Raw genomic sequence first — 26,729 nt, forward strand, 5'->3', positions numbered from 1 at the left:
AGTGCGACAAGCTCGATTGGTTCGACCTCAACGACCCGCCCGACGACGTCGTCACCTACATCCGCACCGGCATCGACGCCAACCGCCACGGTCACCCGATCACGGCCACCCGGCCGCCCGCCGCCGTGAACGAGCGCACCTCGGTGGCGATGTCGGCCTCGGTGCCCGCGTCGACGTAGCCCGAGCCCGCCAGCACGATCGAGGTGACCCGGTGCGCGCGTAACGCGCGGATCCTGGCCAGCTCCGCGCGCGGGTCGCGCTCGGTCTGGCTGATCAGCGCCAGGTAGCCGCGGCTCTCGGTCTCGCGCAGCACGCCCCTGGCGATCTCGCCAAAGTAGGGGTCGCCGACGTCGTGCACGATCAGCCCGACCATGGACGCCTGCCCGCCGGCCAGCGCCCGCGCGTGGCTGTTGGGCACGTAACCGACCTGGGACGCGACCGCCTGGACATGGGCGGCGACCTGGGCACTCACCCCCGTGCTGCCCGTCAGGGCCCGGGAGGCCGTCGCCAGCGAGACCCCCGCGGCCTTGGCCACGTCGACGAGGCGGGGCGGATGAGGACGGTCTGCCATGCGATGCGAACCCCCCTTGTACGGGGCTGAATCCCGTGCAATCGTAACCGAAAGCGCTTACGAAAGCGCTTTCGCGGCGCCTCTTCTGACGGGGGTCTCCTCGATGGCAAGAGTTCTCAAGGGCCTGGCGATCATCTCGATCTGTGGTTTAGCGGTGACCGCCTGTGCCAAGACCGACGAGCCCGGCGCGGCGCAGTCGCCGGGGCAGCAGCAGGGGCCGGTGAAGATCGGCATCTCGCTCCCGCTCACGGGCGACTTCTCCGAGCCCGGCACGGGCATCCAGGAGGGCTACCAGGTCTGGGCCGACCAGGTGAACGCCAAGGGCGGCCTGCTGGGCAGGAAGGTCGAGCTGATCTTCCGCGACGACGCCTCCGACCCCAACCGGGTCAGCTCCGACTACGAGTCCCTCATCACACAGAACAAGGTCAACCTGGTCTTCGGGCCGTTCTCGTCGCGGCTGGTGATCCCGGCGGCCAAGGTCGCGGAGTCGTACAACATGCTCTTCGTGGAGCCGGCCGGGGCCGCCAAGGAGGTCTTCGAGCAGGGCTTCAAGCGGCTGTTCTACGCGGCGCCGGCGATCGCGAGCGACCACTACAACTACCTGGCCGACTACATACTCAAGCTGCCGGCCGACAAGCGGCCGAAGACGGCCGCGTACGCCAGCCTGGACGACCCGTTCGCGCAGGGCACCGCGTACGGGCTGAGAGACAAACTGGCCGCGGCCGGGATCAAGACGGTCGTGGACGAGGTGTATCCGCCCGAGACCACCGACTTCTCGCCTATCGCCGCCAAGATCGCCGCGGCCAAGCCGGACATCGTCGTGGGCGGCACGCAGTTCGAGGACTCCGTGGGCCTGGTGCGCGCGCTGCAGGAGCTGAAGGTGCAGCCCAAGCTGGCGGCCTTCTCGACAGGGCCGACGGAGCCGGAGTTCCCCGCCGCGGTGAAGGGGGCGGCCGAGAACATCATCTCGCCCGTCGGCTGGTCGGCCACGGCCACCTTCGCCGGCAACCAAGAGATGATCAAACGCCACAAGGAGATGTTCAAGGGCGAGGCGAACGAGGACACCGCCAACGGGTTCACCGTCGGCCAGGTCGTCGAGGCCGCCGTGAACGCGGTCAAGTGCGTCGACCCCACCAAGGAGTGCCAGGACAAGCTGGCCGACCACATCAGGCAGGGCACGTTCGACACGGTCGTGGGCAAGCTCTCCTTCGACGACCAGGGCAGGCCCGAACAAGCGCACATGATCCAGCAGTACGTCAACGGAAAGGTCGAGATCGTGCTCCCCGAGCAGGCCAAGACCGCCGGCATCGTCTACCCGAAGAAGGAATGGTGAGCCTGCTCCTGCAGGGGCTGGCCCTGGGCGTGCTGACCGGCGGCCTCTACGCGCTGCTGGCCTCGGGCCTGTCGTTGTACTTCGGGGTGATGCGGGTGGTCATGGTGGCGCATCCGGCGTTCCTGTTCCTGGCCGCGTACCTCACCTACACCGTGCACACCACGCTCGGGGTGGACCCGTTCCTGGCGCTGCCCGTGACCGTGCCGCTGTTCTTCGGGCTGGGCGTGGCGATCCAGCGGCTGCTGGTGGCGCGGCTGGCGCCGGACAACCTGGCGATGATGTCGGTGCTGCTGACGTTCGGGATCGCGCTGACGATCGAAGGGCTGCTCGGGACGTTCTACACCGGGTCCTACAAGTCGGTCAGCATGGAGTACGCGACCCGCTCACTGACGATCGGCGGCGTGCACCTCCCGTACGACAGGATCATCGCCTTCTGGGTCGCCGCGATCACCCTCGCCGTCCTGTTCGCGGTGCTGATCAAGAGCCGCTTCGGGCAGGCGCTGCGGGCCACGATCCAGCACAGGGAGGTGGCCAGGCTGGTCGGCATCCAGACGGAGCGGGTCGCCGGTTACGGCTTCGGCGTCGGCCTCGCCACGGCGGCCGTCGGCGGGACCGTGCTGGCGCTGATCACGCCGTTCTTCCCCGCCTCGCACTGGGCGTGGATCGGCAAGCTGATGGCCATCATCGTGGTCGGCGGGCTGGGCAGCGTGATCGGCGCGGCGCTGGCGGCCGTCATGCTCGGCCTGGTCGAGGGCCTCGTGCTGGTGACCGTGGACGCCACCTGGGCCACGATGATGTTCTACGTCTTCCTCTTCCTGACCCTGCTCGTGCGCCCCCAGGGGTTCTTCGGAGGCCGGCTTGCGCATCGCTTCTAGAGGGCTCCTGCTGGTGGTCGCCTGCCTGGCGATCGCCTACCCGTGGATCGTCCCGAACTATTACCTGGTGTACGCGGGCGCGCTGACCGTCATGTACGCGGCCATGTCGACCTCCTGGAACCTCCTGGGCGGTTTCACCGGCTACGTCTCCCTCGGCCACTCGACGTTCTTCGGCCTCGGCGCGTACGGGACCGGGCTCCTCGTGATCCGCCTCGGCATGCCGTGGGTCGTGGCCCTGCTGGTCTCGGCCCTGGCGGTCACGTTGTTCGCCGTCGGCGTCGGCATCGCGGCCGTCCGGGTACGCGGCGCGTCGTTCGTGATCGTCTCGATCGCGCTCGTGTCGATGATGAACCTCATCGTCCAGGGCTGGCGCTCGCTCACCGGCGGCTCCACGGGGCTGCAGGTGCCCTCGCCCTTCCCCGGCCTGCACAGGGGGCAGACGCACATCGTGTTCTTCTACCTGTTCCTGGCGCTGCTCGGGCTCGCGCTGCTGTCCTGGTGGTACGTCTCCCGCTCCCGATTCGGCGCCGGCCTGCGGGCGATCAGGGAGGACGAGGACAAGGCCGAGTCCCTGGGGGTGCCGACCGGGGCGTACAAGGTGACGGCCTTCGCCCTCTCGGCCCTGTTCGTCTCGCTCGCCGGCGGGCTGTACGCGGTCTGGTTCGGCAGCCTCGACCCCATCTTCGTCTTCTCCATCCTGATTGGGTCGTACATGGTGCTGATGAGCCTGCTCGGCGGGGTCAGACACCTGTTCGGACCGCTGCTCGGGGCGCTCATCGTGGCCCCGGCGGGGGAGTACTTCCTGATCGCGCTGGGCGAGACGCAGATCCACCTGACCGCGACGGGCCTGGTGCTCGTGCTGGTGGTGCTGTTCATGCCGGACGGCATCCTCGCCCGGCTGACCAGGAGACGTACGGGGCCCTCCATCCCGGACGAGACGGCCGAACAGCGGCTCCAGGAGGTCGCCCAATGAGTGACACAGTGACGTCGCTGCGCACGGAAGGGCTGACCAAGTCGTTCGGCGGGGTGCTGGCCGTCGACGGCGCGACCGTCGAGCTGGCCGACGGCAAGATCAACGGCCTCATCGGGCCGAACGGCTCCGGCAAGACCACGTTCTTCAACCTCATCACCGGCATGATCAAACCGGACTCCGGCCACGTCCTCTACCGCGACCGCGACATCACCCGCCACTCGCCGCACCGCATCGCGCACGCCGGGATCGGCCGCACCTTCCAGCTCTGCCGCGTCTTCCCGCGCCTGACCGTGCTGGAGAACATGCTGGTCGCCGTCCGCCGCACCCGCCTGCGCGAGCTGCTGGCCGGGCTGCGCGACCAGGGCGAGGTGGAGCGGGCCCGCCACTGGCTGCGGCGCATGGGCATCGAGCACCTGGAGGACGCCGAGGCCCGCGACCTGTCCTACGGCCAGCAGAAGCTGCTCGAACTGGCCGCCGTCCTCATGGCCGAGCCCGACCTCGTGCTGCTGGACGAGCCGGCGGGCGGGGTCAACCCGGCGCTGATCGACCGCATCGTCTCCCTCGTACGCGACCTCAACGCGGAGGGCCGCACGTTCCTCGTCGTCGAGCACAACATGGACATGGTGATGGGCATGTGCGACCACGTGATCGTCTTCGACCGCGGCGCGCCCATCGCGTCCGGACCGCCCGCCGAGGTGCGGGACGACCCGCGGGTGCTGGAGGCGTACCTTGGCGTCTGAGACCATCCTGTCGCTGGAAGACGTCGAGGCCGGGTACGGCAGGGCGGCGCCGGTGCTGCGCGGCCTGTCCGTCACCGTCCGCGCCGGGGAGGTCGTCTGCCTGGTCGGGCCGAACGGCGCGGGCAAGTCCACCGCGCTCAAGGTCGCCAGCGGCCTGCTCCCGCCCCGGTCGGGGCGGGTCCTGCTGGCCGGGCAGGACGTGACGGGCCTGTCGCCGCAGCGGCTGCTCGGGCTCGGGCTGGCCCACGTGCTGCAGGGACACAGCGTGTTCCGCGAGATGACCGTGGCCGAGAACGTGCGGCTCGGCGGCTTCACCGTCCGCGACTCCGCGAAGCTCCAGGCCCGGATCGAGGTGGTCAAGGAGCTGTTCCCGGTGGTGGCCGAGCGGTGGGGGACCATGGCGGGGCTGCTGTCGGGCGGGCAGCAGAAGCAGGTGGAGTTCGCGCGGGCGCTCATGCTGGAGCCCGCCGTGGTGCTGCTGGACGAGCCGTCGATGGGGCTCGACCCGCGTAACACGCAGGTGGTCTTCGACCGGATCGACCTCATGCGGCGTACCGGGGTAGCGGTCCTGCTGGTGGAGCAGAACGCGCGCCGGGCCCTGGAGATGGCGGACGTCGGCTGCGTTCTGGACCTCGGCCGCGTCCACATCACCGGCCCCGCCCCCGCACTCGCCGCCGACCCCCGCCTCGGCCGCCTCTACCTCGGCGGCGCCCCGGCCTCCTAGCCATGTGCCGTGCTGGGTCCGCTAATAGGAGCTAGCCACCTGGACGGGCGTCACTTCCGCCCGGACGCGCTTCCTGAACACCCAGTACGTCCACCCCTGGTAGACCAGCACGAACGGCAGCGCGATCAGTCCGATCCAGCTCAGCATGGTCAGCGTGTACGGGCCGGAGGCCGCCTCGGCCAGCGTCAGGCCGGGGAGTGGCCGAAGGCGGAGCTCCATGAAGACGGCCAGGGTGGTCAGGACGATGGCGCCCGCCGTAGCCGCGAAGGCCCAGCCCTCCCGGCGGCGCCAGATGAGGGCCGTGGCCGCGGCCAGGGCCGCCATGGCGGCCAGCGCCGGGAGCGAGCGCAGGCTCGACAGCGCCACCACGGCCACCGGGATGGCCACCCCGCCGGCGGCCAGGGCGACGACGCGGGCGCGGCGGCGTACCGGACCCGTGGTCTTGAGCGTCAGGAAGACGGCGCCGTGCAGGAGGCACACCGCCAACGTGAACGCGCCCCCGACCAGGGTGGCGGGCAGGCTGTCATACAGCAGGCCGGCGAAGACCGCACCCCACAGGAACGCCGGGAGCGCGCTGCCCACCACGATGCCCAGATCGCACCAGCGCGGGTCAGTCACCTTGCCCCGCCACTCCAGGCCGACGCCGCGCACGATCAACCCCACCAGAACGAGCGTCACCGGCAGGTAGAACGCGCTGAACACGCCCGCGTACCAGGCGGGGAAGGCGGCGAACATGGCGCCGACGGCGGTGATCAGCCACACCTCGTTGCCGTCCCACACCGGGCCGATGGTCTGCAGGCTCTGCCGCTGCTCCTCGGCGTTCCTGCTCACGATGGGCGCCAGCATGCCGACGCCGAAGTCGAAGCCCTCCAGCACGAAGTAGCCCGTCCAGAGGAAGGCGATGATGACGAACCACAAATCGATCATTGTCTTACCCCTCAGTACATCAGCGACGGCTCGAGCCGCTCGGCCGCGGGTGCGGGCGCCTGCTCCTCGACGCCCTTGCGGACATGCCTGGTCAGCAGTACGGCCTCGGCCACCGCGAGCGCGCCGTACAGGAGCGTGAAGATCGTCAGTGAGGTGGCCACCTCGGCCAGGCTCACTCCGGGCGACACGCTGGAGGCGGTGAGCAGCTCGCCCGCGACCGTCCACGGCTGGCGGCCGATCTCGCTCAGCAGCCAGCCGGCGATCACCGCGACCAGCGGCAGCGGCAGGGCCAGCAGCATCGCCCGCGACAGCCACCTCGGGAAGTCCCGCCTGCGCCGGGTGAGCCAGAGGCCGAGCACCGACAGGCCCACCGTGGCCATCCCGAACACGATCATCACCCGGAACGACCAGAACACGACCGGCTGGTTCGGCCGGTAGTCGCCGGGGCCGAACTGCTGCTCGAAGCGGTGCTGCAGGTCCTCGATGCCCTGGACGGTGGCGTCGGGGTCGTGGGCGGCCAGGAAGCTCAGAACGTGGGGGATCTCGATGCCGGGTGCCAAGGAGAACGCCGCGCCCGCCGTGTCGCGCTCGAGGCCCTCGGCCGAGGCCAGCTTCATGGGCTGCTGCTCGTACAGCAGCCTGGCGGACGTGTCGCCGGTGCCCGCGACGACGGCCCCCGCGATCGCCGTCATCACCAGCGCTGCCCTGGCGGCGCTGCGCCACATGGGGGCGCGCGTCCTGAGCAGCCAGTAGCCGCTCACGGCCAGCACGAAACCGCCCGCCACGATGAACGCCGCCCCGATCACGTGGGGCACCTGGGCGAGCGCCGTGGAGTTGGTGAGCACGGCCCACAGGTCGGTCATCCTGGCCTTGCCGTCCACGACCTCGTAACCGACGGGGTGCTTCATCCAGGCGTTGGCCGCGAGGATGAAATACGCCGACAAGTTGGACCCGATGGCGGCCGCCCAGATGCACGCCAGATGCACCTTCTTCGGCAACCGCTCCCAGCCGAAGATCCACAGCCCCAGGAACGTGGACTCCATGAAGAAGGCCAGCAACGCCTCCATGGCCAGCGGTGCGCCGAAGACGTCGCCGACGAACGTGGAGTATTCGCTCCAGTTCATCCCGAACTGGAACTCCTGCACGATGCCGGTGACCACTCCCATGGCGAAGTTGATCAGGAACAGCTTCCCGAAGAACTTCGTGAGCTTCAGGTAGTGGTCCTTCCCCGTGCGGTGCCAGGCCGTCTGGAGGCCCGCCACGAAGATCCCCAGACCGATGGTCAGGGGCACGAACAGAAAGTGGTACACGGTGGTCACCCCGAACTGCCACCGCGCCAGATCAAGTGCGTCCATCATCCCCGTCGACTCCCTGAGCTCTACAGGCTGTAGTTCATCTACTTGAAGTAGTACTACAAGTCGTAGAGCAACGCGATGCGAGCTTGGTCACATCGCTGTCCGCTGGCTGCTGCTGCGTACTGAGGATCCCGCGCCGGGCCGGTCCGGCGCGTCAGCCGCCGGGTTGATTCATCCGTACGTCCGGGGGCGGACCCTGAAGGGGCGGGCGGCTACGACTATCGGGGGTTGGCGGCGTCCAGGTACGCCTGAAGGTTGCCCAGCTCGTACCCGCGGCGCTTGATCTTGTTGACGAGGATGCGGAAGTCCCTGGCCAGGTTGGGGCGGAAGTGGAGGAGCAGGATGTCGCCCGGCCTCAACCTCTTGTCGGGCACCTGGTAGGCGATCTTGCCGCCTGGCTGGACGGTGGCGGTCCAGAGCAGGACCGCCTGGATGCCGCAGCTCTTGGCGGCCCTGAGCGTGTCGGTGTTGTAGTTGCCGAACGGCGGCGTGAACAGGGTGGGCCTGGCGCCCAGCTCCTTCCTGATGATCTGGGAGGCGCCGCAGATCTCGCGTCGCTGGGCGTCGTGAGCGAGCAGGCGGAGGTTGGGGTGGGTGAGGGTGTGGTTCTCGATGGGTACGTGGGCGTCGCGGAGCTGCCGGAAATATCCCCATTTCCCGGCGCCTACGTACTTCCCTGGGCCGCCTGCCAGGTCGGGGGTGCCCCTGGCCTCGACGGCGTCGCGCATGGCGAAGGCGGTGATGGGGATGCGCTGGTCGCGTACCTGCCTGACGAAGCCCGGGTCCTGCTCCCAGCCGTCGTCGATGGTCAGGAAGACGACCTTGCGCTTGGTGGGGATGGAGCTGATCACGGGCGGGAGGTCGCCGGTGTGCTCGATCGGGCGCACCTCACCCTTGCGCGGGCGAACGCCCGGCGGGGCTTGGGGGTCGGCGGTGGGTAATTCCGACGGCTCCACTGCAGGGCCCGCGGACGGGTTCCTGGAAGGGGTGAGGCTAGCGGTCTCGGCAGGGGTGCACGCGCTGGCCAGGGCCAGCGCGAACGCGACGCCGGCCAGCCGGACTGCTCTCCGCACGGGGCGGTCTTCAGGCGTGGTGGTACGTGGTCCCGTCGTCCCGTACGGATCCCCGCTCTGCCCCGTGCACATGGGCCCCCATCTTGCCAGGCTTGATCCCGTAAGACGCGCCGTTCCTCTGTCAGGTGTTGCCCTTATCCGCGACGTCCCGGCTGCTTAGAGTTGCTGCATGAAAGTGGCGGGTAGTGCCGTGATCGGCGTTCAGAGGGACCGGGTGTGGGCGGCGCTCCAGGATCCCGCGGTGCTGGTGCGCACCATTCCGGGGTGCGAGCGCCTGGAGGAGACCGGGCCTGACACGTACCGGATGACGATCAACGCGGGCGTCGCGTCCATCAAGGGCGTCTATCAGGGGGAGGTGGCGCTGGCCGATCCGCTGGCGCCCGAGAGCTTCACGCTCAAGGCACGTGGGCAGGGGGCGCCCGGGACGGTGGACGCCACCGTCCTGGTACGGCTGAGCGAGGTCGAAGACGGGACCCGGGTGGACTACGACGCCGACGCGGTGATCGGCGGGATGATCGGCGGGGTCGGGCAGCGCATGCTCGGCTCGGTGGCCAAGCGGACGGCGGGGGAGTTCTTCTCGGCCGTCGACGACCACCTGCGTGCGGCGGCCGGTGCCGGGGCCGGCGCGCTCGGCGGGGATCGCGCTGAGGGCCGTCCGCGTGTCGTGACGGAGGGCGATGCCGGTCTCATCGCGTCGGAGGGCGGCGTGGATGCCCGTGCCGGTGTGCATGTGCCCGCCCTGGCGGGTGGGACCGGTCGTGTGGGTTCGGCGGATCAAGCGGGCGCGGTGAGCCCGGTGGGGGGCGCTGTTTACGAGCGGCCCCCAAAGCGGCACACGCAGACGCGGCCGTGGGTGATGCTGGCGTCGTTCGGGATGGGGGCGGGCATCGCCCTCACGGGTGTCGCGGTGGGCTGGTTGCTCGGACGCGCCTCCCGACGCCAGAGCCCCTGACCCGGGATGGAGGGCTTGCGACGCCGGCGTCGGTGTGGTGTTCGGGGTGGATGTCGCCTGTGGTGTGAATCGTGGTCCAGGCGTGAGGTGGGCCCGCTGGGGTGCATGTCAGGCGCCGGTGCTGGGCTCTCGCGGAAAAGGATCTACAGGCGTAGCGTGGCTGTATGCGGCAGGCACACGCGGAAGACGCACGGACCGAAGCCAGGCGAGTCGTGCGCAACCTGCTGGGCGACGAGCGCCCCACAGCCGAGACCCTGATCGCGGACGTGCGCCCGGTGCTCGGGGAGGAGCGGACCGCTCGGACTCTCGAGCTGGCGCTGGGCGCCTCGCTCACCCGGCGGTCGGCCGAGCTGGCCGCCATCGCCGCGCTGCTCGTCGGCACCCGCGAGCTGGGTGAGGAGTGGTGGAGCAGGCCCAGGGGCGGCAAGCTGCCGGCTCCGGACGAGGTGGTGCGCACGGCGGTCGCGATCGAGCCGTGGACCGATCTGACCGCGCTCGAGATGCTGGCCGCCTGGATCTCCGACGACGCCGCGGACCAGCTGTGGGGCCGGCCGGTCGCCGAGGTCGACCTCAACTCGTGGCAGGCAGAGGACAGGTTCGAGCTGCCGCCGGGAGTGAAGCCGGGGCAGCGGGTGGTCGTCCACTTCGACGCCGGCGGACGGCTCGACGCGGTCGTCACCAGGCGGCCCGACGACGAGCTCGGGTCGAACCTCGACTTCCACTCCCTGCGTTACTCCCGGCCGGCCGAGGCCCAGTGGAGCTGGGGCGTGGCGGCCGGGCTCGGGCCGCACCGGTTGCCCGGTGAGGACCCCGACCCGTACGCCCGCGGGGTCCCCTCCGCCGCCGTGGGGGTCCTGCGTGCCTGGGCGTTGCGGCACGGCGCCACCCGTGAGCAGCTCGGCGAGCGGTGGGAGACGGTCGGCGACGTGGTGGCCGCCATCGAGCGCGTGGACTGGATGTGGCGCAGCGGCGAGTGGTTCGGGTGGTGGCGCGGCGCGTCGGCGCTGGTGGACGACTCGGCGTACCTTCCTTACCGGCTGGAGGAGCTGGCCGCCGGATAGGAATCATCGGCGGTGCCCGGCGGTTGCCCATAGGCGTGAAGGTTGAGATTTTCTCCGACGTCGTATGCCCCTGGTGCTATATCGGGCACACCAGGTTCGCCAAGGCCGCCGAACGGTTCCGCGCCAAGGGCGGCACGATCGACGTGACGATGCGCCCGTACCAGCTCAATCCCGACGCCCCCGTGGAGGGTGAGCCGCTGATCCCCGCGCTGGAGCGGAAGTTCGGGCCGAACGCGCGCCAGATGGTCCAGCGGGTCACCGACGCCGCCTCCGGCGAGGGTCTCGCGATGGACTACGACCACGCGGTGAACGCCAACACGTTCGAGGCGCACCGCCTGATCGAGGTCGCGACGCGGCAGGGGCGCGGCAAGGAGATGACCGAGCGGCTCTTCCGCGCGTACTTCAGCGAGGGGCTGAACGTGGCCGACGCCGACGTCCTGGCCAAGCTGGCTGTCGAGGCCAGTGTCGATGATGGGGGCGAGGGCTCCGAGCAGGTGCGCGAGCAGCTCGGCAGGGCGCGGGAGCTCGGGATCAGCGGGGTGCCGCTGTTCCTGTTCGAGGGCAAGTACGCGGTGTCGGGGGCTCAGCCGGAGGAGGCGTTCGCGGCGGCGATCGACGAGGTGGCGGAGCTTACCGGCCAGACGCCGATCACCCAGCTGGCCGCCCCGGCCGACGGGTGCGACGACGACGGATACTGTGCCGTGTGAGAATCGTGACGTGTCGCGACGTCGGACTCTTGGTTACCTGCTCAAGCACGCCAACCTGCGCCTGGCGGAGCTGACGGGCCCGGCGCTGGAGCCGTACGAGATCGATGGGCGCGAGTTCGCGGTGCTGTCGGTGCTCCGCACGCCGGAGCCGCTCTCCCAGCTGGAGGCCGCCCAGCGGCTGGGCATCGACAGGACGACGATGGTCGCCCTGCTGGACGGGCTGGAGCGGAAGAAGCTCGTCGGGCGCCGGCCGCATCCCGGCGACCGGCGCAAGAACATGGTGGAGCTGACCGAGCAGGGCCGGGAGGCGCTCGAGGGGGCCACGCGCGCCGTGGCGGCGGCCGAGGAGGCGTTCCTCGCTGCCCTGCCGGGCGACGACGCGCGCCTGCTCAGGGACCTCCTGGACCGCCTCGTCTGAGCCTAGATCGCCTTGGCCGGGCCCTCGCCGAGCCGGCCGGAGCGGTGGTGGCGGCGGCAGAGCACCTGGTAGCGCACGTGCGAGGCGTCGGTGTCGCCGATCACGACCTGCTCGCCTGTACGGGCCATCATCCCGTCCACCACCCTGGCGTTGAGCTGCCCGGGACGCCCGCACCAGCACAGCACCTCGACCTGCAGCCGGCACACCTCGTCCGCCAGCTCGAACAGCCGCTGTGCCGCCGGGAACATCACCGACCTGAAGTCCGAGGCCAGCCCGAACGCGTAGACGTCCACGCCGTGCTCGTCCACCAGGTCCGCGAGCTGCTCGATCTGCTGGACGGTGTAGAAGCAGGCCTCGTCGCAGATGAGATAATCGATGCGATCGTGGGAGGTAACCAGCCGCACGAGGTCGACCGAGTCCTCCACCTCGATCGCGTCGAGGCCGAGCCCGATCCGGCTGGTGACCTTGGGGCCACCCGAGCGGTCGTGCTTGGTCAGCACCAGGCCGCGCCTGCCCTGACGTCCGTGGTTGTAGTTCATCTGGAGCGCCAGCGTGGACTTTCCGCAGTCCATGGGGCCGAAGTAGAACTTGAGTACGGCATCCCTGGCACCAGAGGGCACGGCAGACAAGGCAGACAGTTCGGTCACGGGGGGCCAGCTTAGTGGTTTGGCTTGTTCCATGACCTCGTGGGACATTTCTTCTCTGGAGTCAGCAGGAGGAACTGTGGTCACCGGCCAACCGAGGAGCCATGCGTAGCGTCCGTATCGGAGTGGACACCGGGGGAACATTCACCGACGTCGTGGCGGTGGACGAGGAGACCGGTGCGATCCTCACGACCAAAACCCCTTCGACGCCCGCCAACCCGGCGGACGGGTTCGTCGCGGGCATCGCGAAGCTCGGCGAGCTCGACATCGGCTCGATCGTCCACGGCACCACCGTGGCCACGAACCAACTGCTCGAAGACCGGATCTCCGACCTGGGGCTCATCACGACCGAGGGCTTCGAGTTCGTCCTGGAGATCGCCAGGCAGAGCGTGCCCGACGGCTACGGCAACTCGTACTTCTGGGTCAAGCCACCAAGAATCGTCCCCGTACACCTGGTGAAGACCGTCGATGGGCGGCTCGACCACCGGGGCGAGGAGGTGCGGCCGTTCTCGGAGGAGCAGGCCGTCGAGGTGGCCCGCTGGTTCAAGGCCAAGGGCATCACCGCGATCGGGGTCTGCTTCCTGCACTCCTACGCCAACCCCGAGCACGAGCGCCGCATGCGTGAGGTGCTCTGGCGCGAGCACCCGGAGGCGGTGATCTCGCTGTCGAGCGACGTGCTGCGCGAATACCGCGAGTACGAGCGCTCGGTCACCACCCTCGTGGACGCCGCCGTCAAGCCCGCCATGCGCGGCTACATCGCGAACCTGTCCAACCGCCTCGGCAAGCCGTTCTCGGTCATGAAGTCCAACGGCGGCATCCTGTCCGCCCGCGAGGTCGTCAACCAGCCGATCAGCACCGTCCTGTCGGGCCCTGCGGCGGGGGCGCTCGGCGCGGCGCTCATCGCCTCCACGGCGGGGCACGAGTCGGTGATCACGCTGGACGGCGGCGGCACCTCGACCGACGTGGCCGTGGTGGTCGACGGCGAGCCCTCCATCACCACCGAGGGTTCCGTCGGCCGCTACCCGTGCAAGATCCCGATGATCGACATCATCACCGTCGGCGCGGGCGGCGGCTCGATCGCGTGGATCTCGCCCGAGGGCACGCTCAAGGTCGGTCCCAGGTCCGCGGGCGCCGACCCCGGGCCCATCTGCTACGGCCGGGGCGGCACGGAGGTGACGGTCACGGACGCGCACGTGTTCCTGGGCCGGATCCCGCCCCACCTGCTCGGCGGCGAGATCCCGCTGGACGCCGACGCCGCGCGCGGCGGGATCGAGGCGCTGGCGGACAAGCTCGGCCTCACTCCCGAGCGCACGGCGACCGGCATCCTGGAGATCAGCGCGTTCAACCAGAGCAACGCGATTCGGCAGCTCACCGTCAAGCGCGGGCTCGACGTGCGGGACTTCCCCCTGGTGACCTTCGGCGGCTCCGGGCCGCTGCTGGCGTGCCGGCTGATCGACATCCTCGGCCTGCCGGCCGTCGTCATCCCGCGCGACCCCGGCAACGTCTCGGCGTTCGGGCTGCTCACGGTGGATGTCAAGAACGACTACGTCCGTACGTACGTCACTCGCGAGCTGTCGCTCGGCAAGGCGGTCGAGATCTTCCACGACCTGGAGCATCAGGCGGGCGAGGCCCTCGACCGCGAGGGGTTCGACGACCCGGTCTACATGCGCAGCGCCGACCTGAGGTACTACGGCCAGGCCTACGAGGTCAGCGTGCCCGCCCCGGCAGGCGAGATCGACGACGACTGGCAGGCCGAGGTGATCGACCGCTTCCACGCGTCCCACGAGAAGCTGTACGGGTACGCGTACCGGGATGATCCCCGCCACGGCGTCGAATGGGTGAACCTGCGCGTCTCCGGCATCGGCCCCATCACCCGGCCGGCCATCCGCCGTCTGGAGAACGCCGGCGAGGGCGCCACCTCGGTACGTCCCGTGCATTTCGACGAGACCCGCGACACCCCCATCCACCAGCGCTCCGCGCTCGGCCCCGGCGCCGTGGTCAAGGGGCCCGCCGTGATCGAGGAGTACGGCTCGACGATCCCCATCCACCCAGGCTTCACCGCGAGAGTGGACGAGTACGGAAATGTGGAGGTACGGCGTGACTGATCCGATCCTGGTGGAGATCGTCGAGGGCACGCTGGCGTCCGTCGAGAAGGAGGTCGAGACGGCCATCGCCCGCACGGCCCGCTCGCCGATGATCCGCGACGCGCACGACTTCCGCGCGGGCATTCACGACGTACGGCTGCGCAAGCTGACCGGCCGCTCCTACAGCGCGCTCGTCCAGCCGGTCGTGCGCGACTTCCCCGTCGAGACGATGAAGCCCGGCGACGTCTACTTCCACAACGACGTCTACCTCTCCGAGGGCGGCATCGGCCACCTGCCCGACCTGTGCGTGACCGTGCCCGTCTTCCACGAGGGATCCGTCGTCGCCTTCGTGCAGGCGTTCGGCCACCACGACGACATCGGCGGGTCCGTGCCCGGCTCCATGCCCTCGCACGCCAGGTCGGTCTTCGAAGAGGGCCTGATGGTGCCGCCGATCAAGCTGTGGGACCAGGGCGTGCCGAACGAGGCGGCGCTGCGCATCATGACGCGTAACTCCCGCATGCCCGACTCGCTCGCGGGCGACCTCGACGCCGAGTGCTCGGCGTGCCTGATGGGGGCGCGCCGGCTGGGCGAGCTGTTCGAGCGGTACGGCAAGCAGGCCGTCGAGGAGTGCTTCGACGCGATCATCACCAAGACCACCGAGACGTTCCGTAGGGAACTGCTGGCCAAGATCCCTGAGGGCACGTTCGTGTGGGAGGACTACGCCGAGCACGACGGCGTGGACGAGCCCCGCCTGCACGCCCAGCGCATCACGCTCACCGTCGACCACGCGGCGGAATCTCCGATGACCATCGACTTCACCGGAACGTCGCCGCAGGCCAAGGGGCCGATCAACCACGCGGGCGACTACGCCGACGGCGTCTTCCTGAAGAAGTGGCTGGCGCCGGTGCTGCGCAACCTGGCCGACACGCCGGAGCGGATGGCGGAGCTGGACGTCAACGAGGGCGTCGTGCCGCTCATCAAGATGATCTTCCCGGAGAAGGGCACCCTGCTCACCCCGGTCTTCCCCGCTCCCACGAACGCCCGCACGTTCGTCATCCTGCGCCTGCTCGGCGTGCTCGCCGGCGTGCTGGCCAAGGCGACGAACGGGCGCATGCCGGCCGACCAGGAGACCATCCGCTACACCGGCGTGTACGGCACGGACACGGAAGGGCAGCCGTACCTGATGCGCGAGGTCCTGGGCGGCGGCTCCGGCGGGCGCTGGTACGCCGACGGGGAGGACACCATCCACGTGGTGCCCGACTCGCGCAACATACCGGTGGAGTTCGCCGAGGCGCGCTGGCCGTTCCGGGTGGAGCGGCTGGCGCTGGCCTGCGACTCCGGCGGTCCCGGGATGTTCAGGGGAGGGCTGGGCTACGACAAGCACATCAGGATGCTCAGGGACGCCTCGTACATGTCCATCGCCGACCGCTCGATCCTGTCCTGCTGGGGCGTGAACGGTGGCCTCGCCGGGCGGCCGTTCCGGGTGGAGATCGCGGGCAAGGAGATGGAGGGGCTGGTCGACGACCACCCGGTGCAGGCCGGCGAGCTGATCCGCATCCGTACGACCGGGGGCGGAGGCTGGGGCTCCCCGTACGACCGGGACCCCCGGGCGGTGGCGGCCGACGTGCGGGACGGGAAGGTGTCGATCGCGGGCGCGCTGGGGGACTACGGCGTGGTCCTGGACGGCGACCGCATCGACGAGCAGGCCACCGCCGAGCTCCGCGCCCGCCTGCGCCCACCGGCGGACCGCTTCTTCGATCGGGGACCGGGGTACGCGAAGCTCTCGGGCGGACGGGCGTTCGCCGAGGTGGACGAGCTGTAGAGGAGCCCGAATCGTGCGTATTGTCCTGGCTGGGCTGGCCACCAGCCATCCGTACACCGATGCCCGTACCCTGACCCGCCACGCCGAGCTGGTGGTGTGGGAGCCGGATCCCGAGCGGTTGCGGCGCTTCACCGACGAACACCCCGGCGCGAAGGTGGCGGACAGCCTCGGCGAGGCGCTGGCCACCGGGCCCGATGGCGTGGTGCTGACCGTGCCCAATCCGCAGGTGCCCGAGGCCCTGGCGCGGGTGCTGGAGACCGGCGCGGCCTGCTTCGTGAACAAGCCGGCCGCCGCCAGCAGGGCCCAGCTCGACGCGCTCGACCGGCTGGCGATCCACGAGCGGGTGCTGTCGAGCTCTGTGCTGAGGTTCGCTCCCGCGTTCGCGGGGACCCGAGTCGATGCCGGCGAGGTGCTGGCCGTGCGGGCCACCGTACGGCATGACGTGGGGCTGTGGGCGGACGGCTACAACGCCTGGCAGGACACGCCGGGCCAGGGCGGCGGGACCATGGTGACCATGGGCATCCACGGCGTGGAGCTGCTGGTCGCCCTGCTGGGGCCGGACGTGCGGCTGGTGGGCGCCGCCGGGGCCAAGCGGCACTACCAGGGCCTGCGCTCCGAGGACACCGGCGTGATGGCGCTGCGGTGGGGGAGCGGTGTCACGGGGACGGTCGAGATCCTCGGTGTCTCAGAAGGCGAGTCCTACGCCGTCACCGTGCACAGGGCCGACGGCTCCGACGCGATCGTGATCGAGAGCGGCGACGATCCGGTCAAGGGGCTGGGGTACGAGGGGACCATCGACGCGTTCCTCTCCATGGTGCGCGGCGCGCCGAGCCCGGTGCCGTGGGAGCAGACGAGGGCCATCCTCGAGGTGCTGGTGGCCGCCCGCGAGGCCAGCTGACCCAGTTGTCCTGCCCGTACCCGTTGACAGCCGAAGTCCGCCACAGTTACGGTCTGGACCGTAAATAACGGACGGAGGAGATACCCGCGTGCGCACGACAGCGGAACTCGAGGAGCGGCTGGCGCGGCCCAGCGCCGGGCTCGTGGATGATTTGGGCGGGCTCGACGGCGACATCCTGATCCTGGGCGCCGGCGGCAAACTGGGGCCGAGCCTGGTGCGGCTGGCGCTCAACGCCACCAACGGGAGCCGGCGGATCATCGCCGTCTCGCGCTTCTCCGAGCCGGGGCTCGCCGAGGCGCTCAGTAAGGACGGCGCGACGGTGGTGTCCGCCGACGTGGCCGACGAACGGGCGCTGCGGGACCTGCCCGACGCGCCGAACGTCGTCTTCCTGGTCGGCGCCAAGTTCGGCACACAGGGGCGTGAGCACGCCACCTGGTTCACCAACGCGTACCTGCCCGGGCGGGTCGCGGACCGGTTCAAGGACAGCAGGATCACCGCCCTGTCCACCGGGAACGTCTACCCGCTCGTCCCCGTCGCCGGCGGCGGCAGCACGGAGGACTCGCCGTCGGGGCCCGTGGGCGACTACGCCATGAGCTGCCTGGGCCGCGAGCGGGTGCTGACGCACTTCTCCGAGACGTACGGCACGCCGTTGTCGCTGATCCGCCTCAACTACGCGGTGGAGCTGCGCTACGGGGTGCTCGTCGACCTGGCGCAGAAGGTGCTCGCGGAAGAGCCCGTCGACCTGGCGACGGGGCAGGTGAACGTGGTCTGGCAGGGCTACGCCAACGAGGTGACGCTCCGGTCGCTGGCGCTGGCCTCCACACCCCCATACGTCCTGAACGTGACCGGCCCCGAGGTGCTCTCGGTGCGCCAGATCGCGCAGGCCCTCGGCGCGGCGCTGGGCAAGGAGCCGGTGTTCACCGGCGAGGAGGCGCCGACCGCGCTGCTGTCGAACGCGGGGCGCTGCCACCGCCTGTTCGGCTACCCGGAGCTCACGCCCGCTGAGCTCATCGAGCACACGGCGCGCTGGGTGGCGGACGGCGGGCCGCTGCTCGGCAAGCCCACCAAGTTCGAACGGCGCGACGGCCGCTTCTGACCGGTTTCCGGAACGCGCGGCGTGAACCGCGCGCCATACCAATGACCAAAGGGGGACCTCACGTGCTGAGCACGGCTCCAGAGGCGCAGACGTCCGTGCGCGACCTGTTCAGGCGCGGCCTGGTGATCCCGGCGCACCCGCTCGCGCTCACCGAGGACAGGAAGCTGGACGAGCGCCGTCAGCGGGCGCTGACCCGCTACTACGTCGAGGCCGGCGCGGGCGGGCTGGCGGTGGGCGTCCACACGACGCAGTTCGCCATCCACGGCACCGGCCTGCTGCCGCCCGTGCTCGAGCTGGCCGCGAGCACCGCCGGGGAGTTCGACCGCGCGGTGGTGCTGGTGGCCGGGGCGACCGGGCCCACGTCCCAGGCGGTGGCGGAGGCGGAGCTGGCCAGGTCGCTCGGCTACCACATGGTGCTGCTCAGCCCGTACCGGGAGCTCGACGAGAACGGGCTCATCGAGCGGGCCAGGGCGGTGGGCGAGGTGCTGCCGGTGATCGGCTTCTACCTGCAGCCGGCGGTAGGCGGACGCCCCTTGTCCCGAAATTTCTGGACACGTCTGGCTGCCGTGGAGTCCGTGGTGGGCGTCAAGGTCGCCCCCTTCGACCGGTACCGCACGCTGGACGTCCTGCACGGCGTCGTACGCGCGGGGCGAGCCGGGGAGGTGGCGCTCTACACGGGGAACGACGATCACATCCTGGCCGACCTCATCACCACGCACCGGGTGGTGGTGGACGGGCGCGAGGTGGACGTCGAGTTCGTCGGCGGGCTGCTCGGTCAGTGGGCCGTGTGGGTGCGGCGGGCCGTGGAACTGCTGGAGGAGGCCAAGCTCGCCCGGGGCGGTGACGACTCGGCGGTACGGCGGCTGCTCACGCTGGACGGCCACCTGACGGACGCCAACGCCGCCATCTTCGACTCGGCCAACGGGTTCCACGGGTGCATTCCCGGGATCCACGAGGTGCTGCGCCGCCAGGGGCTGCTGGCGGGGCGCTGGTGCCTGGACCCCGGCGAGGAGCTGTCTCCGGGGCAGCTCGACGAGATCGACCGGATCTGGGGTGCGTATCCGTGGCTCCGGGACGACGACTTCGTCTCGGCCGGGCTCGACCGCTGGCTCTCCTGACCCCATGCCCACCTGCCCCGCATCCGGCCGGCCCGTGCCCGCGGGCCGGGCGCTCTCTCACGATGTGCCCGCGGGTCGCGTGCCCGCACGCCTCGCGCACATTGTTTGCGCGCAGTGCTTGCCCGTTGGACGGTCGCCTGCGGGATGGCCGCGCGGCCGATTGGAAGATGTGCGCCCAGCCCTGGACGTGGGTGCGCGTTGCGCCGGGTGCCGCCGTCCTGGCGCTCGCCGCACCGGCGCTGGCTGGTGGTGCGGGAGGTGCGGGTGTGCGGGTCCTTCGGGTGCGACTGCGTGCGCGGGTCCTTGAGGTGCGGCGATGGGAGAGGTGTGTCGTGTGGCGGGGCCACGGCTCGTGGGGTGGTGGGCTCGCTGAGGGGGCCGGGGCCGGGTGGCCGCGGTCAGAGGGTGAGGCGGTAGAGGGTCAGGGGGCGGCCGCTGGAGCCGCTGGTGAGGTTGCCCGTGCGTTCGGCCAGGCCCGCCAGCTCCAGCCGATGGAGCATGCGGCGGGCCGTGCGCTGCTGGACGCCCAGGCGGTCGGCGATCTCGCGGGTCGTCAGCGGCTCTTCCCCGGCCGCCGCCCGCGCCTCCAGGAGCTTCGCCAGCGTGGACACCGACAGGCCGACGCGGCGGGCGATGACCGAGAGGTTCTGCGTGCCGGCCGGGGCCGAGGTGACCGACTCCAGGACGATGTCCGTGTCCGCGCGCAGCGACAGGACCGCGGCGACCTCGCCGATCCGGCGGGCCCTGCCCAGGGCGCGGCGGGCCAGGCTCTCGGCCTCGGCCGCGCTGCGACCCAGGCCGAAACCGACACGTACCAGCTCGTTCTGGGCGGCGAGCCGCGCCAGCATGGGCAGCCCCGTGAAGCCGCCCGTGGCGTCGTGCAGCGGGCCGCGGGTCGTCACCAGCAGATGCGTGCCGCCGCGGAAGCCGGCCAGCGTGCCGCCGAGCGCCGTGGCCTCGCGCAGCAGCCCCTCCTCATTGGCCACCTCGATCAGCCCGAGCGCGATCTGGGCGTCCTCCTGCGCCTGCCCCTCGGCGGTCAGCATGAGCTGGCGCAGCGCCACCCGTACCGAATGCACGGAAGGGACCAGGCGCAGGACGTGCAGCTCGTCGCGGAGGGCTTCGTGCACGGAGCTCAGGCAGGTGATCGCCGCGTGCGCGGGGCCCTTCCGGTGGAAGGCGATGGCCTTCTTGGAGGTCATCTCCGGCCGGTACGGGAGCGTGCGCAGCTCGGAGGTGGGCAGCCCGGCCTCGGCGAACGTGGCGTTGACGTCGGCGGCCGAGAGCGTGTCGATAGACAGCCGGGTGACGTCCCGGCCCTGACGCTGGAGGCGTACCAGGGCGGTGAGCAGCGTCGCGCCCGAGTAGTCCACGAACGCCGCCGGACGGGTGAGCGCCTCGGCGTCACGGGAGAGCATGTAGGGCACTATGCCGGTGAACAGCCATCCCTCGACGGCGGCGGCGTGTGCCTCGACGATCGCGGGCGCCTGCGACTCGTGGTCGTAGTCGAGGCGCAGCGTGCTGACGCCGGGCTGCTCCTCGCAGACGGCCGCGACGTCGTCGACCAGGTCGTGCGGTCCGACGACCCCGATGACGATTCCCACCCACGCCTCCCTCTCGCTATTTTCGGTCAAGACCGCAACTATAACTTGTGAGGTGCCCGGTGAAATTCCCGTCCATGGCAGAGGCGGACGGCCGTACGCTCGGCGACGAGGAGGTGGCCGCCGTCGAGCGGGTGATCCGCTCCGGCATGCTCAACTCCGTCTGGGGGACCGAGGCGCGGGCGCTGGAGCGCGAGATCGCCCGCGTGTACGGCACCCGCCACGCGATCGCCTGCAGCTCCGGCACCGCGGCCCTCCATCTGTCGGTCGTGGCGGCCGCGCCCGACCCGGGGGACGAGATCATCACGACACCGATCACGGACTTCGGAACCGTGGCCCCCATCTTGGCGCAGAACGCCGTTCCTGTCTTCGCGGACGTGGATCCATCGGACGGGAATCTCGATCCTGACGCGGTGGCCGGGCTCATCGGCCCCCGTACGAAGGCGATCATGGCGGTCCACCTGTTCGGCGCGCCCGCCAGGATCGATGAGCTGCGCGCGCTCGCCGACGAGCACGGCCTGACGCTGATCGAGGACTGCGCACAGGCCTGGCTGACCGAGCTGCCGGACGGCCGGCTCGCGGGTACGGCGGGCCAGGTGGGCTGCCTCAGCCTGCAGCAGTGGAAGCACATCACCTGCGGCGACGGCGGGGTGGCGATCACTGACGACGACGAGCTGGCCAGACGTATGCGGCTCTTCTCGGACAAGGGCTGGGACCGTGCGGCCGGCCGGTCGCACGCCGCCTTCGGGCTCAACTACCGCATGACCGAGCTCCAGGCCGCCGTGGCCCGCGCCCAGCTCGCCAAGCTCCCCGGCGTGGTCGCCGCCCGCCGCGGCACCGCCGTACAGCTGCTGGACGCCCTGAAAGGCCTCCCAGGGGTACGGCTGCCGCGCCCGGAGGGCCACGCCTGGTGGCTCTTCCCGATCGTCTGCCCGGACGGCGACGCGCCCGAGCTGGCCGCGCACCTGGCGGCGGCCGGGATCCCCGCGCGGGCCGGATACCTCGCCGAGCCGCTGAACAGGGCGCCTGTGTGGGACACGGCCATCTACGGGACCTCCCGCTACCCGCTCGACGACTATCGGCCGAACCCCTGCCCGCAGGCCGAGCGTATGGTGGACCGCACCCTGCTGGTCATCGACTGGAACGAGAACTACACCTCCGAGCACGTCGAGCTGATCGCCCACGAAATGACGAAATTTCGGGCTCAGCCGTAGTTACGTTCATGTATCAGGCATTGACCTCCCCAGATGCGATCACTAGGTTTCGGTCAGGACCGGTATTAGTCGAAAGGAAGCCGCACATGAAGAAGGCAGCGGCAGTCGGCGTCGTGGCCGCCCTGAGTCTCGCGGCCGCCGGGTGCGGATCCAGCAGCGGCTCGGACAAGAGCGCCGTGACCCTGTGGATGTATCCCGTCATCGGAGACCAGGCCAAGGCCCAGGCGTTCTGGGGCAAGGTGGAGAAGGATTTCGAGGCCGCCAACCCCACGATCGACGTCAAGATCGACCAGCAGCCCTGGGAGGGCCGCCAGGAGAAGGTCACCACCGCACTGGTCTCGAAGAAGGGCTTCGACCTGGTGGTCCTCGGTCCCGACCAGATCCCCCAGTACGCCCAGCAGGGCACGATCGAGGCGGTGGACGACGTCGTCGCCCCGGCCAAGGCCTCCTACCTGCCGAACTCCCTGACCGCACTCACGGTCAACGGCAAGCTGTACGGCGTACCCATCTACCAGACGATCACCGCGCCCATCTACAACAAGAAGCTGTTCGCCGACGCGGGCGTCACGAAGGTGCCGGAGACGCTGGCGGAGCTGAAGGAGGCCGCGCCCAAGCTGGCCGCCAAGAAGGTCGCGGTGCTCGACTACCCCGGAAAGCCCGACGTCAGCCTGAACCAGAGCTTCTACCCGATCCTGTGGGCCAACGGCGGCTCGGTCTTCGCCCCCGACGGCAAGACGGTCGCGTTCAACGGCCAGGAGGGCGTGGACAGCCTGCAGTTCCTGCTCGATCTCAAGGCCGCGGGCGGCCTGCCGGAGAACACCGCGAGCAAGACCAACGACATCGAGGGCGGCCCGCTGGCCGCCGGCAAGACCGCCATGTACCACGCGGCCACCGCGGGCATGGCCGACCAGCTCGCCGCCGCCATCGGCCCCGAGAACGTCGGCATCGGCCTGCCGCTCGAGGGCAAGAAGCGGGTCGCGTTCGGCATCCCCGGAGCCCTGGTGCTGGCCAAGCACGCCGAGAACAAGGACGCCGCCAAGAAGCTCGCCACCTACCTGGCCTCGCCCGAGGTGACCGCCGGGCTGGCGAAGGAGTCGGGCTTCTTCCCCGCCCGCACGGACGTGACCGTGCCGGACCAGTCGGCGTCGTCCAAGGAGTTCGCCAAGTCGCTGCAGTACGCCTTCCCCGGCGACAGCCACCCCAAGGCCCGCCAGGTCATGGGTGTGCTCGGCCCGCACCTCCAGGCCGCGCTGCTAGGCAAGGAGGACGCGAAGACCGCGCTCGACGCGGCCGCCAAGGAGGCCAACCAGCTGCTCAGCAGCGGCGGCTGAGCCCCGTACGCCCACCAGAAAGGAAACACCTGGTGCGTCAACGCCTGCGTGACCCGGTCACCGGCCTGCTGTTCGTGCTGCCCGTGCTCGTGCTCTTCCTGATCTTCCGGATCTTCCCGTCGCTGGGCGCGGCGGGCATGAGCCTGACGAACTGGAACATCGGCGGCGAGTGGGACTTCATCGGCGCCGACAACTACGCCCGGCTGCTCGACGACGTGAACTTCTGGCTGAGCCTGCGGGTCACGCTCGTGTACGTGGTGATCTACGTGCCGCTCACGCTGCTCGTGGCGCTCGGCACGGCGTTGCTGCTCAACCAGGTGGTCTTCTTGCGCGGGCTGTTCCGCGGCATGCTCTTCCTGCCGTACGTGACCAGCTTCGTACTGGCGGGCATCATCTGGCGCTGGATCTACGAGTTCGACGGGCTGATCAACGGCCTGCTGGCCAAGGCGGACCTCGGCCCGGTGGCGTTCCTGGAGCAGACGGCCCTGGTCCTGCCCGCGCTGGCCGTGGTGTCGGTGTGGAAGGGGTTCGGCTACTCGATGCTGATCCTTCTGGCCGGGCTGAAGTCGATCCCGTCCTCGTACCTGGAGGCGGCCAGGGTGGACGGGGCGAGCGCGTGGCAGCGCTTCCGCCGGATCACCCTGCCGCTGCTCAGGCCCACGATCTTCTTCGTCGTGGTGATCGAGACGATCAGCGCGTTCCAGACCTTCGACACCGTGTACGTGATGACCGGCGGCGGCCCGGTCAGGGCCACCTACACCCTCATCTACGGCATCTACGACCACGGCTTCAGGTCGTTCGACTTCGGCTACGCCGCCACGTGGGGCATGGTGCTGTTCGTCATCGTGCTGGCCGTGTCGCTGGTCCAGCGCCGCTTCCTGGATCGGGGGAACACTTGACGATCACCGCGTCCCGGCCCGTCACTCAGGTGGCGGGGGCCCGAGCGGCCCGCCGCCGGTGGTGGCGGAGCAGGTGGCCGCTCGTGGCCCTGCTCGCGCTGCTGTCGGTGCTGACCGTCAGCCCGTTCGTGGCGATGTTCGTGGTGGCGCTGTCGCCGGCGGGCCGGCCGACCGTGCCGAGCCAGTGGCCGGACTCGCTCACGTTCGACAACATCGCGCGGGTGCTGTCGGCGTCGGGGTTCGCCACGTGGACGGTCAACTCCCTGGTGTACGCCCTGGTCTCCGTGGTGATCATCCTGCTCACCTCGTCCATGGCCGGGTACGCGTTCGCCAAGAAGCGTTTCCCCGGCCGCGAGGCCATGTTCTGGACGTTCCTCGCCACCATGATGGTGCCGTTCCAGGCCACGCTCATCCCGACGTTCGTGCTGGTCAACAGCCTGGACGGGGTGGACACGTTCTGGGGGCTCATCGTGCCGACGCTGGCCAACTCGCAGGCCGTCTTCCTGATGCGGCAGTTCATCCTCGGGCTGCCTGACGAGCTGTTCGACGCGGCCAAGGTGGACGGGGCCTCCGAATGGAGGGTCTACTGGACGATCGTGGTGCCGCTGACCAGGCCGATCCTGGCGACGCTCGGCGTGTTCGTGTTCCTGTGGCACTGGAACGACTTCCTGTGGCCGCTGGTCGTCGGGCAGAGCGACGCCACCCGTACGCTCACCGTGGGGCTGACCACGCTGCGGACCGAGGAGCTGCAGCTGTCGGTGCTCATGGCCTCGGCGGCCGTGTCGGTGGTGCCGTGCCTGCTGGTGTTCTTCCTGCTGCAGCGGTACCTGGTCAACAGCATCGCGATGACCGGCCTGAAATAAGGTCTTGCGGGTGGACATTGCTGCACGAAACCTTCGAGACCGGCTCCGGGGCGCGCTGATCGCCGCCGCGGCCACCCCCATGACGGCGTCCGGCGAGGTGGACCTCGACGTGGTCTCGCGCTACCTCGCCGGCCTGGTGGCCGACGGCGCCACCGGCCTGGCGGTGCTCGCCCACACGGGCCGCGGCCCGTACCTCGCCCCGGACGTCCGCGCCGCCGTCATCGAGCGCGCGGTGGCCCTGGGCGTGCCGGTGCTGGCCGGCGTGGGCGGAGGACCGTCCGATACGGCGGAACAGGCGAGCGTCGCGGCCGGGCTGGGGGCGGACGGCGTGCTCGTTTTCCCGTCGGAGGGCGACCGGGTGGCGCTGCACGAGGAGGTGTGGCAGGCGGCCCGCCTGCCGATGATCGCCTTCGACCTCTACACCCGCCCGTGCCCCGCCGGCACGATGCGCGAGCTCCTGCGGCACCCCGGTGTGGCGGGGCTCAAGACCGCGCTGCTGTCGGACGCGATGGGCTGCCAGCGCGCCATCGCGCTCACCAGGGAGGCGGGCAGGCTGGCGATCACGGGGGAGGACCGCATGTTCGGCCCGTCCCTGCTGTGGGGCGCCGAGGCGGCCCTGGTCGGCATCGCGGCGGCGAGCGTCGGCGTGACCGCCGCCGTCCTGGAGGCGTTCAGAGGCAAGGATCTGCGCGTGTTCGAGGAGGCGTCCGGGCGGCTGGACCGGCTGGCGCTGGCCACGTTCACCGAGCCCATGGAGGGCTACGTGCAGCGCATGCTCTGGCTGGCCGCCGCCGAGGGCCGCGTGCCCGAGTCGCACGCCCACGACCCCTACGGCCCGCCCCTGCCGGAGCAGGAGCGGGCCGGGGTCGTCACTGCTTCCCGGTGAAGCTCGCGTAGTAGTTGGCGGCCATGTCCTCGTCGCCGTGGCCCTGGGCCGCGGCGCGGCGCAGGCGCTCGCCCGCGGCCGCCACCACGTCGAGCCGGACACCGGCCGACTCGCCCGTCTGGGTGATCAGCCTGGTGTCCTTCTCGGCGTTGCTGACCGTGAAGCTGGGCTCGAAGTCGCCCTCCAGGATGGCCTTGGACTTGGCCTGGAAGTACGCGTTGTCCATCGGGCCGCCGGTCACGACCTGGCGCACCAGGTCGGGGTCCAGCCCCAGCCCCTTGGCCAGCGCCAGGGCCTCGGCCACGGCGGCGGTCATCGAGATGCCGTAGCTGACCGTGGCCATCTTGAGCTTGGTCGCGGCGCCGCTCGCGCCGTCGTCGCCGAGCCAGAGCGTGCGCTGCCCGAGCACGTCGAAGAGCGGGTCGAGCTTCTGCCTGGCGGCCTGCGGCCCGGCGGCCAGGATGACCAGCTTGCCCTGCTCGGCCGGCTGCCTGGTGCCCTGGACGGGAGCGTCCACGAAGGTCAGGCCGTGCTCGGCAGCCAGCGCGGCCAGCGGCTCGATCG

26 protein-coding genes are annotated in these 26,729 nt (G+C 70.4%); 19 read left to right on the forward strand and 7 right to left on the reverse strand.

Going from position 1 to position 26,729, the window contains the following annotated elements; genetic code table 11:
* Positions 1–91 precede the first annotated feature (91 nt).
* Complete coding sequence (locus AB0J09_RS21790) at positions 92–571, reverse strand: LacI family DNA-binding transcriptional regulator (protein WP_360693785.1); 480 nt, start codon at positions 569–571, stop codon at positions 92–94.
* 103 nt (positions 572–674) lie between these two features.
* Between AB0J09_RS21790 and AB0J09_RS21795 the strand changes: the two genes are divergently transcribed.
* The 5 genes from AB0J09_RS21795 to AB0J09_RS21815 are packed head-to-tail and all read left to right on the forward strand — an operon-like array spanning position 675 to position 5,216.
* The gene (locus AB0J09_RS21795) at positions 675–1,904 is read left to right on the forward strand and encodes an amino acid ABC transporter substrate-binding protein (RefSeq protein WP_360693788.1); all 1,230 of its coding nucleotides are present in this window, start codon (positions 675–677) and stop codon (positions 1,902–1,904) included.
* Complete coding sequence (locus AB0J09_RS21800; RefSeq protein WP_360693790.1) at positions 1,898–2,779, forward strand: branched-chain amino acid ABC transporter permease; 882 nt, start codon at positions 1,898–1,900, stop codon at positions 2,777–2,779. Before AB0J09_RS21795 ends, AB0J09_RS21800 begins: the two co-directional genes overlap by 7 nt.
* A complete protein-coding gene (locus tag AB0J09_RS21805; RefSeq protein ID WP_360693793.1) occupies positions 2,763–3,752 on the forward strand; it encodes a branched-chain amino acid ABC transporter permease in 990 nt (329 codons plus the stop codon). The genes AB0J09_RS21800 and AB0J09_RS21805 overlap by 17 nt, the downstream gene beginning before the upstream one ends.
* Positions 3,749–4,492 (forward strand): ABC transporter ATP-binding protein, encoded by a 744-nt coding sequence (locus AB0J09_RS21810; protein ID WP_360693796.1) that lies wholly within the window; start codon positions 3,749–3,751, stop codon positions 4,490–4,492. The genes AB0J09_RS21805 and AB0J09_RS21810 overlap by 4 nt, the downstream gene beginning before the upstream one ends.
* Positions 4,482–5,216, forward strand: coding sequence for an ABC transporter ATP-binding protein (locus tag AB0J09_RS21815; RefSeq protein WP_360693799.1), 735 nt, complete (start codon positions 4,482–4,484; stop codon positions 5,214–5,216). The genes AB0J09_RS21810 and AB0J09_RS21815 overlap by 11 nt, the downstream gene beginning before the upstream one ends.
* 21 nt (positions 5,217–5,237) lie before the next feature.
* Here the strand turns inward: AB0J09_RS21815 and cydB are convergent, their stop codons facing one another.
* The 3 genes from cydB to AB0J09_RS21830 form a co-directional block, all read right to left on the reverse strand.
* Positions 5,238–6,143 (reverse strand): cytochrome d ubiquinol oxidase subunit II, encoded by a 906-nt coding sequence (cydB, locus tag AB0J09_RS21820; RefSeq protein ID WP_360693802.1) that lies wholly within the window; start codon positions 6,141–6,143, stop codon positions 5,238–5,240.
* Between the two features lie 11 nt (positions 6,144–6,154).
* Positions 6,155–7,498 carry a cytochrome ubiquinol oxidase subunit I gene (locus AB0J09_RS21825; protein ID WP_360693855.1) on the reverse strand — a complete coding sequence of 448 codons (1,344 nt, stop codon included), beginning with the start codon at positions 7,496–7,498 and terminating at the stop codon, positions 6,155–6,157.
* A gap of 218 nt (positions 7,499–7,716) precedes the next feature.
* Positions 7,717–8,571: a polysaccharide deacetylase family protein gene (locus AB0J09_RS21830; protein WP_360693804.1), complete on the reverse strand. Its 855-nt coding sequence runs from the start codon at positions 8,569–8,571 to the stop codon at positions 7,717–7,719.
* Between the two features lie 169 nt (positions 8,572–8,740).
* Between AB0J09_RS21830 and AB0J09_RS21835 the strand changes: the two genes are divergently transcribed.
* The 4 genes from AB0J09_RS21835 to AB0J09_RS21850 all read left to right on the forward strand — a co-directional run bounded on the left by AB0J09_RS21835 (position 8,741) and on the right by AB0J09_RS21850 (position 11,709).
* Positions 8,741–9,523 (forward strand): carbon monoxide dehydrogenase subunit G, encoded by a 783-nt coding sequence (locus AB0J09_RS21835; protein ID WP_360693807.1) that lies wholly within the window; start codon positions 8,741–8,743, stop codon positions 9,521–9,523.
* A gap of 164 nt (positions 9,524–9,687) precedes the next feature.
* A complete protein-coding gene (locus AB0J09_RS21840; protein WP_360693810.1) occupies positions 9,688–10,584 on the forward strand; it encodes a hypothetical protein in 897 nt (298 codons plus the stop codon).
* A gap of 35 nt (positions 10,585–10,619) precedes the next feature.
* Positions 10,620–11,291, forward strand: coding sequence for a DsbA family oxidoreductase (locus AB0J09_RS21845; protein WP_360693813.1), 672 nt, complete (start codon positions 10,620–10,622; stop codon positions 11,289–11,291).
* Positions 11,292–11,301: 10 nt separating this feature from the next.
* On the forward strand, positions 11,302–11,709 hold the full coding sequence (locus tag AB0J09_RS21850; RefSeq protein WP_360693816.1) for a MarR family transcriptional regulator: 408 nt from the start codon (positions 11,302–11,304) through the stop codon (positions 11,707–11,709).
* Between the two features lie 2 nt (positions 11,710–11,711).
* On the opposite strand, the gene AB0J09_RS21855 is transcribed toward AB0J09_RS21850, so the two are convergent.
* Positions 11,712–12,356, reverse strand: coding sequence for a thymidine kinase (locus AB0J09_RS21855; protein ID WP_360693818.1), 645 nt, complete (start codon positions 12,354–12,356; stop codon positions 11,712–11,714).
* A 101-nt stretch (positions 12,357–12,457) separates the two neighbouring features.
* Here AB0J09_RS21855 and AB0J09_RS21860 point away from each other — a divergent pair, with 101 nt between their 5' ends.
* The 5 genes from AB0J09_RS21860 (at position 12,458) to AB0J09_RS21880 (ending at position 19,371) form a co-directional block, all read left to right on the forward strand.
* Positions 12,458–14,458, forward strand: coding sequence for a hydantoinase/oxoprolinase family protein (locus tag AB0J09_RS21860; protein WP_360693821.1), 2,001 nt, complete (start codon positions 12,458–12,460; stop codon positions 14,456–14,458).
* Positions 14,451–16,259: a hydantoinase B/oxoprolinase family protein gene (locus tag AB0J09_RS21865; protein ID WP_360693824.1), complete on the forward strand. Its 1,809-nt coding sequence runs from the start codon at positions 14,451–14,453 to the stop codon at positions 16,257–16,259. The genes AB0J09_RS21860 and AB0J09_RS21865 overlap by 8 nt, the downstream gene beginning before the upstream one ends.
* A 13-nt stretch (positions 16,260–16,272) precedes the next feature.
* Positions 16,273–17,157, forward strand: a complete 885-nt coding sequence (locus tag AB0J09_RS21870) for a Gfo/Idh/MocA family oxidoreductase (RefSeq protein ID WP_360693827.1) — start codon at positions 16,273–16,275, stop codon at positions 17,155–17,157.
* 88 nt (positions 17,158–17,245) lie between these two features.
* Positions 17,246–18,253, forward strand: a complete 1,008-nt coding sequence (locus tag AB0J09_RS21875) for an NAD-dependent epimerase/dehydratase family protein (RefSeq protein ID WP_360693830.1) — start codon at positions 17,246–17,248, stop codon at positions 18,251–18,253.
* Between the two features lie 62 nt (positions 18,254–18,315).
* Positions 18,316–19,371 carry a dihydrodipicolinate synthase family protein gene (locus AB0J09_RS21880; RefSeq protein WP_360693833.1) on the forward strand — a complete coding sequence of 352 codons (1,056 nt, stop codon included), beginning with the start codon at positions 18,316–18,318 and terminating at the stop codon, positions 19,369–19,371.
* Positions 19,372–19,769: 398 nt separating this feature from the next.
* On the opposite strand, the gene AB0J09_RS21885 is transcribed toward AB0J09_RS21880, so the two are convergent.
* The gene (locus AB0J09_RS21885) at positions 19,770–20,975 is read right to left on the reverse strand and encodes a hypothetical protein (RefSeq protein ID WP_360693836.1); all 1,206 of its coding nucleotides are present in this window, start codon (positions 20,973–20,975) and stop codon (positions 19,770–19,772) included.
* Positions 20,976–21,049: 74 nt separating this feature from the next.
* Between AB0J09_RS21885 and AB0J09_RS21890 the strand changes: the two genes are divergently transcribed.
* The 5 genes from AB0J09_RS21890 (at position 21,050) to AB0J09_RS21910 (ending at position 26,165) form a co-directional block, all read left to right on the forward strand.
* Positions 21,050–22,186: a DegT/DnrJ/EryC1/StrS family aminotransferase gene (locus AB0J09_RS21890; protein WP_360693839.1), complete on the forward strand. Its 1,137-nt coding sequence runs from the start codon at positions 21,050–21,052 to the stop codon at positions 22,184–22,186.
* 86 nt (positions 22,187–22,272) lie between these two features.
* Positions 22,273–23,517, forward strand: a complete 1,245-nt coding sequence (locus AB0J09_RS21895; protein ID WP_360693842.1) for an extracellular solute-binding protein — start codon at positions 22,273–22,275, stop codon at positions 23,515–23,517.
* A 32-nt stretch (positions 23,518–23,549) separates the two neighbouring features.
* Entirely contained in the window at positions 23,550–24,416 is an 867-nt protein-coding gene (locus AB0J09_RS21900) for a sugar ABC transporter permease (RefSeq protein WP_360693845.1), read from the forward strand.
* On the forward strand, positions 24,413–25,279 hold the full coding sequence (locus AB0J09_RS21905; protein WP_360693848.1) for a carbohydrate ABC transporter permease: 867 nt from the start codon (positions 24,413–24,415) through the stop codon (positions 25,277–25,279). Before AB0J09_RS21900 ends, AB0J09_RS21905 begins: the two co-directional genes overlap by 4 nt.
* A gap of 10 nt (positions 25,280–25,289) precedes the next feature.
* Complete coding sequence (locus AB0J09_RS21910; RefSeq protein ID WP_360693850.1) at positions 25,290–26,165, forward strand: dihydrodipicolinate synthase family protein; 876 nt, start codon at positions 25,290–25,292, stop codon at positions 26,163–26,165.
* Here the strand turns inward: AB0J09_RS21910 and AB0J09_RS21915 are convergent.
* Positions 26,149–26,729, reverse strand: a 581-nt coding sequence (locus AB0J09_RS21915) for an NAD-binding protein (protein ID WP_360693852.1), incomplete at its 5' end; no start/stop codon positions are given. The genes AB0J09_RS21910 and AB0J09_RS21915 overlap by 17 nt on opposite strands.

The sequence above is a fragment of the Nonomuraea sp. NPDC049784 genome (assembly GCF_040659615.1).
Classification (GTDB): Bacteria; Actinomycetota; Actinomycetes; order Streptosporangiales; family Streptosporangiaceae; genus Nonomuraea.